This window comes from Paenibacillus septentrionalis (genome assembly GCF_042659865.1).
GTDB lineage: Bacteria > Bacillota > Bacilli > Paenibacillales > Paenibacillaceae > Pristimantibacillus > Pristimantibacillus septentrionalis.
This window is the reverse complement of the sequence record NZ_JBHSTE010000009.1, coordinates 66692-75335: the sequence shown is the minus strand read 5'-3', so window position 1 is coordinate 75335 and position 8644 is coordinate 66692. Positions and strand designations below refer to the sequence as shown.

The window sequence follows — 8644 nt, the reverse complement described above, 5'->3', positions numbered from 1 at the left end:
TTCTTACTCGTTGTTCAGTTTTCAAGGAACAATGCCGTTCGTATCACTTTGTAACGCGAACGTTTTGTTTCGTGTGTGTCTCGCGATCTCTCGCGGCGACAAGAAATAATATATCACAGGGGCCGCCTATTATGCAACCCCTTTTCAAAACTTTTTTTGTTTTTTTTCGTTATAATACTCAAACCCCTTGATATATAAGGTTTTTTCTACTTTAATGATCGAACATTTAATGCGTATTTTGATAATTGTTTCGGTGTTGCAATACGCGCATACATCCTAAAGATGATTTTATAACGCTTTGCTATCGATTTTCGTATTTCTCCATCCAGTCGACTATCTCCCAAATCAAGAAGCATCTCATCAAGCTCCTTCCGTAGTACATAGTCTAGTTCCTTGCATTCTCTATCATTAAACAGCATTCCGAGCATGAATGAGCTCCTCCTTCAAAATTGTTACGCAATTTGACATTAAAAAAAGACGATGCTAATCATCGTCTTATTGTTATGGTCAATATTGATCTTTTTTTATACCTTGCCGACCACTTAATTTATTGTCGAAGCAAGCCACATTGTAAACGTGCTTTCTATAATAGAGGCTATAAAAAGTACAATGGTTGCATATAGCGCCATTACCCCACAGCGCTTTAAGGTTTCTTTGTAGTCAGAGCCAATGTCGTCCAGCTTCTTATGATTCGTAAGCAAAGCCCCCATTGTATGAAATAGTAGTTTTCCTAACCGCAGTCCGTATGCTGCAACAAGAATAAGAGCAGGAATCTCTAATATGCCATGCGGCAGCAATGTCTTCACAATAAGGTCGAACAATGAAATTGCGATTTGCCCATCTACAGTAAGCTTAACAATATATCCAATCAGCATCCCATTTATCACAAGAAAAAATATTGGAACAATGCCGAAAAAAGCCCCCAGGAACATAACCAACACTGACTTGATTGCATTATTGAAGAAAATAAACACCAGCATAGACAATGTTGGATTGCTGCTTTTATCAATTTGTTGCACCAGTTCTCCCATTGCAGCCATCTGAGTATCCAAAAAACGTGCAAAATTCTCGTTAGTCAAACCTATATAGATACTGATTGCAAAAATTAGCGTGGCAATAAGTATAAATTGCTTGGTGCCTTTTAAATCCTGCCAAACACTTTGTAGCTTAAACATTTTGTCCACCTCTTCAAATAAACATAGAATAACTTTTTTGTACGAGCATAGATTGTACTAATAACATCTGCCAACGGCCAATAGAGAGGAGTTAATAATTCATGAATGCATTTTTCGTTTTTTCAGCCAGCAAAATAAAAAAGTACTTCTTCCTCACCATCGCTCTTGTGTTTGCAGTCGGCGTGATTTACACCGAGCGAGACAACATTACTGTATTTTCACCTCAACAGCCAGTAGCGATCTACAACGTCCCTACAGAACGCAATGTTGTAGCATTAACGTTCGATATTAGCTGGGGGGACAAGCGCCTCGAACCAATTCTTGAGGTGTTAAAAGAAAAAAATGTCACCGCAGCCACGTTCTTCGTATCCTCTGTATGGAGTCAGCAGCATCCTGAGCTTGTAAAAAAGATTCAAGACGCCGGCTATGAAATCGGCAGCCACGGTCATAAGCATGATAATTACTCCACACTTACAGATGACGAAATACGCAGCCAGATCACTACAGCACATAGTATTATATCAGAGGTTACAGGCAAAAGCCCGAATTTGATTCGCTTGCCGAATGGTGACTTCGACAAGCGCGTTCTCAAAATTGCCAGCGAGCTTCAATATCAAGTGATTCAATGGGATACCGATTCAATGGATTGGCTTAGCATCGGTACAGATAAAATTGCAGACCGCGTTATTTCACGCGCACATCCTGGCGACATTATTTTGATGCATGCTAGCGACTCGGCAAAACAGACGCATCTAGCTCTTCCGATCATTATTGACCAGCTTCGCGATAAAGGATATGACTTCTTATCCGTTTCTGAACTTCTTACACAAACAGAAACGCAAGGCCAATCTGTTACAAGCTCATAATTTACCTTGATTCAGTAAACTTCAAGCAAGCATCGATCTGCCTTGCGTTATCATAAATGCTTCGTTAAACAGCCGTTTTTGCTGGTGCTCCAGCAGAAGCGGCTGCTTGGCTTCCAGTTAGCTTTGCCATGATATGGTTTTGGTAGAAATTACATGCGAATAATGGCAGCAGCATAAAAATAATTGTCCCGGCGCTATTTTCACCCTGAATCGCAGGATAAGCCTCAATCGCAGTTACGACAAACATGAGAAACATCGTTGGTATAAAGGCGCTGCGATTTGTTTGCTTCACTTTAAACCAAGCGACAGCCAGAGAAGCTAGCAGCAACCCAAGTGGAAGCACCCAATGAAACCAATTGTTCATTCGACCTTCATACAATACATAGCCTAATAAGAAAACACCGAACAACGTCGTATACCCTTGAAGCGCATTCCACAAGTACTTTTTACGGAACACACTGAGTGCAATATAATTTAATGTTAAGTAAGCGAAAAAACACATTTGACTAAATGCGCCGATCATCGTTCCTGCAAGGAACATCATTAGCAGATTAAAACCAGTAGCTTTAAATCCAAGAAATCCAAAATCCTGGTCAGTTAGCAACATGAGCAATCCAGTCGCCATACATACCCCAGCGCCTATAGCCATTGTTGTCCAAAATAAATAGAACCATTTTCTAAGTGTCACTGCTTAAATTCCTCCTGCAAATAAATTGGATGCATTCTTACTGTATTTTACCACGTTCACACAAAAATGCTAACAAGCTGTATGATAAATCAGCGAACATTGCGCATGATATTAGTACAAGTCATCTTTTTAAGGGGGTTTCATCATGCGCAAGTTGATCACGATGTCTGTACTTATAGCCTCCATTACCATATTAACAAGCTGCGGCGCAGGCGGTGGTGGTGGCGGCGAGTCATCCGGAATGACCTATAAGGATATGAAGTCTATGGTAATAGATATTCTGAAAACGGAGGATGCTCAGAAAGCTTTACAGGAATCGATGAGCGCCCAATCAGGTTATACCGCACAAAGCTCAACCATGCTTAACGTTCAAGACCAGGAAGCAGTACGATTAGCTGTCAAGGATGTAATACTTTCTCCAGAATACGATAAAGTTCTGCGATCTCTAATGACCGATACGCGCTTTGCCGGGGAATTCTCTAAAGCCGTTAATGAATTAAACAAAGATCTCCATGTTGAATTAGTAAAGGATCCGCAGTACCAGGAAGGTCTCGTAGCGGCATTTGAGTCGGAGGAGCTGCAAAAGGTGATACTGCGAGTTGTAAAAGGCGCAGAGTATCGTAAGGAATTAATGAGTTTGATGCAGGAATCATTAAAAAATCCAATTTTCAAAATGCAGCTGCTCGACCTGATGAAGCAGGCCGTGGCAGATGAGCTAGCAGTTGAGCCTCAGGCCGAAGGAGCAGCATCAGGCGGTCAGGATAAGGGCGGAGAATCTGGTGGCCAATCCGGTGATGATTCTGGATCATCTAAGGAAAAAGCCGGCGGTGATTCCGAGAAGAGTTCGTAAACCGAAAAGCTCCACAGCTGTAATGGGATGTAACCATTAAGCTGCGGAGCTTTTCTCATTATATATCATGTTCAAGCATTTACGTTACGTTCTTACTGCTCGCAATGATGAATCACTTTTTCAGCAAGCTCAAGATATAGCGTTCCAATTGGTGTGTCCGCTGCAAATACACTAGGTGAAAAATTCGGATCAAGCGGATGATTTTCTGGTTGTCCGAGCGGAATTTGTGCCAGCAGCTCGCAACGCAACGTTTCAGCAAGCTTGCCGCCGCCACCTCTGCCAAACACGTACTCACGCTCACCTGTTAGTTTAGATTCAAAATAAGACATATTCTCAACAACACCAATAATTTCATGGTTCGTTTTGATTGCCATAGCCCCAGCACGGGCAGCAACAAAGGATGCCGTCGCGTGTGGTGTCGTTACAATAATTTCTTTGCTTTGTGGAATCATTTGATGAACATCTAGCGCTACGTCACCTGTGCCCGGCGGCAAGTCAAGCAAAACATAATCCAGCTCGCCCCATTCGATCTCCTGAAAGAAGTTGCGAAGCATTTTTCCAAGCATCGGTCCTCTCCACACAATCGGACTATTGTCTTCGACAAAAAAGCCCATCGAGATTACCTTCACACCAAAACGTTCAATCGGAATCACTCGATCATTTACGACCTCAGGCCGTTCTTCGATACCCATCATATCCGGCACACTAAAGCCATAGATATCAGCATCAATAATGCCTACACGCTTCCCGCTTCGCGCAAGCGCGGTTGCTAGGTTGACGGTAACGGTTGATTTACCTACTCCACCTTTACCCGAAGCAATCGCAATAAATTTCACATTGCTTTGCTCGGTCAGAAGTGGGCTTTGTAAATTCGCCCCATGCCCTTCAATCTTCTGCTCAGCAGCCTGAGATTGTCCGCCAGCTTGCTCCTTGGCAGCAGGAGACGCTGCGACCCCCTCATTGCGAAAACGGCAATAAAGCGCTGTTGCACCAGCCTCTTTTAATGTCTCCAGCAATACCGCTTCAATGGCAGCCTGCTGTTCCTCGGTAGCACCTAGCACCGTTACTGAAACTTGATCGTTGCGTACCATAACATCTCGAAAGCTTATTTGATTCGCACCGTATTGTGATGCGAGTATCGATTCAATCGTCTGAATTGCCTGCTCACGTGTAATTGCCATCTCTATTCCCACCTTTTTTGATCTGCGCTTTCATCCCACTATGTATAGCATAGGCGGTTTATCGGCAGAAGTGAAGCCTTTCCTACAAACTTTCACATTTACTAGTCTGTTTTTATGCCAGAAGGCTGCTCTGTAACATACTGTAGAATGCCTTTGTAAATTGATGCGGCAACGGTTCGTTGGTACTGTGCATCAACGAGCAGCTGGGATTCCTGCGGATTAGATAGAAAACCAACTTCAACCAGTGCTGCAGGAATATGCTGCAATGCTTTTAGAATGTAGATGGTCTCAACAGTAGCTGCCTCGCGCTTGGTGTTTTCAAGGTTGATTTTTAACTGCTCCTGAATTGACTTGGCGAGCACTTCACTTTCCTTAATTGAGGTCTTGTGATAGAACGTTTGGGCGCCGGACCACTTTTCTGAAGGAATACTGTTCATATGCACGCTAATCAGCAGATCCGGATTATTTTCCTGCAGTAAAGACACCCGCTTCATAAGATCCTCGGTTTTGCGTCTGCTATATGATTTGGTATCATCATTAGCCAGATCATAATCGCCCTCTCGTGTCATAAATACGATTGCGCCCGCCTCTTGCAAATAATCTCTTACGTACAGCGCAATGGAGAGGCTCAAGTCCTTCTCTATTGCCCCACTTTTACTAACTGCTCCACCGTCTACGCCGCCATGACCAGCATCTATTGCAATGGTCATGCCTGACAGAGGCAAGCTCCATGTGGACCAGGTACTGCTTACAGGTGGCGTACGGCTTAACAATAACGCTGCCGTTACCACCAGGCATAGCCCAACCATTAAGCGAAGCTTGCCTTTAGGAGAAAGCCATACAATAAATCGCCGACGAAATTTACGCATAAAAAACCACCTCATAGCCATAGTCATAGAACGTACAAGCCAAAACAAGCAGGTCCTTCTATATATATGGGACAAGGCAGCTATTTATGATTAGGAATAGATGGTCTTCCCGCTCTTGAGATTCGCACCATAAAAAAACCTTTCAATCACCTGTATGGCAATTGAAAGGTTTCAATTTAATTTAGTGTGTACACTTTGGATGAAGACATGCTCTGCTTCCGACATGCTTGCTATTACCGCTTCAGCTTTGCAGCAAGAACGCGTTTTGCATAACAATTGCTACAAGATCAGTTTATCGTTTTGCAGAAACAAGAATGCTGCGATAGCGGCCAAAGTCAGCAACTGTGTTGTCTCCTACTTCCAATCCGTTGATGTCCAGCAATGGCAATTGCGAGTCACGATCACCGAAGCCTGTAAAGATGCCATCACGTATATTGGCATAGCCCGCTTCATACTGCACATCAAAATTTGCAGGATAACGGCATTGATCACCTTGCAGCGGCAGTACATCACCTTTATTGAAAGTAATAGCAGGATGCTTTTCACGCAAAACCATATTGACGTTTGGATCAAACCAGAAGCTGTCGAATAAATTAACCTGCAGCTTTGTATGACCGTCCTGCAATACGACACCGTCTTTGTTTTGAGCACCTACTGATTCAATGACTCCACACGCTGCTGTAGCGTGAGAAACACGATCAATCAAAATGAGTCCACCCATCGTTTTATGCAGCTTAAACTCATCGACAACGAGCGGCTCAGAAACGACGATTTCACAGCCAACCAATTCATTTTTATAAGCTGTCGTAGCTGGCTGCAAGGAACCGTTATTAACATCTACCTTATGGCGCAGCTCTGTCACCAATGCTGGAAGCAGCTTCGTACCGACCTTGATCCAATATTCCTTACCAGGAACTAACTGCTGCTCATCCATCCACAGTAATGTAGCAGAGAATGTAGTAGCCGTTTGAAGATTGGCATCATTCGTCAACACGCAGCCACGCGATACGTCAACTTCTCGATCCAATTGAATCGTTACAGGCTGACCTGTAATCGCAACGTCCGCAGATACATCACCGATATGAAGCGATTTTACAATTGCCGATTCACCACTTGGCAAAATCGAAACCGTATCGCCTACAGAAATCTGACCTGCTTCAATCTGACCTTGGAAACCGCGGAAGCTATGATCCGGACGGCTTACGCGCTGCACCGGCATATAGAAGCCACGCTCTACGACATCAGCAGAAATATCTACCGTTTCCAAATGCTCAAGCAGCGTTGGGCCATCATACCACTTCATATTAGCGGAACGCTGTGTGACGTTATCTCCCTCTGTAGCCGAAACAGGAATAATGACTGCATTCTCCAAGCCCAGTTCAGTACGGAGCTGTTCAATATCGTTACAAATGTTAAGAAAACGCTGCTCATCGTAGCCAGCCAAATCAATTTTGTTTACAGCAAATATAAAGTGTTTAATTCCCATTAGTGCACAAATGCGTGCGTGACGTCGTGTTTGTACGAGAACACCTTGCGTCGCATCCATCAAGATAACAGCCAAATCAGCAAACGCTGCACCTACGGCCATATTTCGGGTATATTCCTCATGCCCTGGCGTATCCGCAACGATAAAGCTGCGGCGCTCTGTATTGAAGTAACGGTATGCCACATCAATGGTAATCCCTTGCTCACGCTCTGCCATTAAGCCGTCTAGCAGCAACGAGTAGTCGATTGCTCCGTTTCGGCTGCCAACCTGACTGTCCAGCATAAGCGCCTGCTCCTGATCGGCATATAGCATTTTCGAATCATATAGGATATGTCCAATTAGCGTTGATTTTCCATCATCAACACTACCGCACGTAATAAACTTCAGAAGACTGCTCTCTGTGTGACTCATTAGAAATACCCCTCCCGTTTGCGTCGCTCCATACTGCCAGCGGCTTCCTTGTCAATAACACGGCTTGTACGCTCGGAAGTTGTTGCCGATAGCGTCTCGGCAATCACTTCATCAAGCGTATCAGCCTCTGACTCGACCCCGCCTGTTAGAGGGTAACACCCTAATGTACGGAAACGCACTTTCTTCATCTGGGGAGTTTCACCCGGCAGCAGTCTCATCCGCTCATCATCCACCATAATGATGTTGCCGTCACGATAAACGACTGGACGCTCAGCAGCAAAATATAAAGGCACGATTTCAATGTTTTCGCGCTGAATGTATTGCCATATATCTTTTTCCGTCCAGTTAGAAATTGGAAATACACGCATGCTTTCACCCTTATGGATGCGCGTATTGTACAGCTTCCACATTTCTGGACGTTGGTTTTTAGGATCCCAAGTATGCTGTTCATTACGGAATGAGAAGATGCGCTCCTTCGCACGCGATTTCTCCTCGTCTCGACGACCACCACCAAAAGCAGCCGTAAACTGATACTTCGTTAACGCCTCTTTCAGCGCCTGCGTTTTCATAATATCGGTATATGCCGCTCCATGGTCGAACGGATTAATGCCCTGAGCAATAGCTGCCTCATTGCGATGTACAATAAGATTGACACCCAACTCCTCCGCACGACGGTCGCGGAATGCGATCATTTCACGGAATTTCCAGCTCGTATCAATTTGAAGTAGTGGAAACGGCGGTTTTTCAGGGTAGAAGGCCTTCATAGCCAAGTGAAGCATGACAGATGAGTCCTTACCGATCGAGTACAGCATGACCGGACGCTCACATTCTGCGGCAACCTCACGAAAAATGTAAATCGCCTCAGCCTCAAGTTTATCTAAGTGTGTCAGCGACATGTATATCACTCCTATTATGCTAATTTATATAGCTGCTGTTCGTATCATTAATAATCAGACATCGTCTAGTTTCATTTTTATTCATTATATTTTATTCCTGATCGGAATACTAGAATTTATTACGCAAACGTTTCACTTGTTCGCTATAGATTGTTTGCGTGAATTTTGCGCAAACTCAGCTTTTGTTTTGCGTAGAAAGGCGCTATCATAAAGATACCATAT

At 44.0% G+C, this 8644-nt stretch carries 9 protein-coding genes; 2 read left to right on the top strand and 7 right to left on the bottom strand.

From position 1 onward, the window contains the following. Positions 1 to 206 precede the first annotated feature (206 nt). Together ACFP56_RS20795 and ACFP56_RS20790 are read right to left on the bottom strand one after the other, a co-directional pair. The gene (locus tag ACFP56_RS20795) at positions 207 to 428 is read right to left on the bottom strand and encodes a hypothetical protein (RefSeq protein ID WP_379238253.1); all 222 of its coding nucleotides are present in this window, start codon (positions 426 to 428) and stop codon (positions 207 to 209) included. A gap of 114 nt (positions 429 to 542) precedes the next feature. Beyond that, positions 543 to 1175 carry a stage II sporulation protein M gene (locus ACFP56_RS20790; protein WP_379238251.1) on the bottom strand — a complete coding sequence of 211 codons (633 nt, stop codon included), beginning with the start codon at positions 1173 to 1175 and terminating at the stop codon, positions 543 to 545. A gap of 101 nt (positions 1176 to 1276) precedes the next feature. On the opposite strand from ACFP56_RS20790, the gene pdaB reads away from it, so the two are divergent. Continuing rightward, a complete protein-coding gene (gene pdaB / locus ACFP56_RS20785) occupies positions 1277 to 2041 on the top strand; it encodes a polysaccharide deacetylase family sporulation protein PdaB (protein WP_379238249.1) in 765 nt (254 codons plus the stop codon). A gap of 64 nt (positions 2042 to 2105) precedes the next feature. Here pdaB and ACFP56_RS20780 read toward each other — a convergent pair whose 3' ends face one another. Next, the gene (locus ACFP56_RS20780; protein WP_379238247.1) at positions 2106 to 2729 is read right to left on the bottom strand and encodes a KinB-signaling pathway activation protein; all 624 of its coding nucleotides are present in this window, start codon (positions 2727 to 2729) and stop codon (positions 2106 to 2108) included. A gap of 145 nt (positions 2730 to 2874) precedes the next feature. On the opposite strand from ACFP56_RS20780, the gene gerD reads away from it, so the two are divergent. After that, positions 2875 to 3579, top strand: coding sequence for a spore germination lipoprotein GerD (gene gerD / locus ACFP56_RS20775; RefSeq protein ID WP_379238245.1), 705 nt, complete (start codon positions 2875 to 2877; stop codon positions 3577 to 3579). 92 nt (positions 3580 to 3671) lie between these two features. On the opposite strand, the gene ACFP56_RS20770 is transcribed toward gerD, so the two are convergent. From ACFP56_RS20770 to cysD, 4 genes are all read right to left on the bottom strand, one after another. Next, entirely contained in the window at positions 3672 to 4760 is a 1089-nt protein-coding gene (locus ACFP56_RS20770) for an Mrp/NBP35 family ATP-binding protein (RefSeq protein ID WP_379238243.1), read from the bottom strand. A gap of 101 nt (positions 4761 to 4861) precedes the next feature. Further along, positions 4862 to 5629, bottom strand: coding sequence for an N-acetylmuramoyl-L-alanine amidase CwlD (cwlD, locus tag ACFP56_RS20765; RefSeq protein WP_379238241.1), 768 nt, complete (start codon positions 5627 to 5629; stop codon positions 4862 to 4864). Positions 5630 to 5921: 292 nt separating this feature from the next. Beyond that, positions 5922 to 7526 (bottom strand): sulfate adenylyltransferase subunit 1, encoded by a 1605-nt coding sequence (locus ACFP56_RS20760; RefSeq protein WP_379238239.1) that lies wholly within the window; start codon positions 7524 to 7526, stop codon positions 5922 to 5924. Beyond that, the gene (gene cysD, locus ACFP56_RS20755) at positions 7526 to 8422 is read right to left on the bottom strand and encodes a sulfate adenylyltransferase subunit CysD (protein ID WP_379238237.1); all 897 of its coding nucleotides are present in this window, start codon (positions 8420 to 8422) and stop codon (positions 7526 to 7528) included. Before cysD ends, ACFP56_RS20760 begins: the two co-directional genes overlap by 1 nt. Positions 8423 to 8644: the final 222 nt, after the last annotated feature.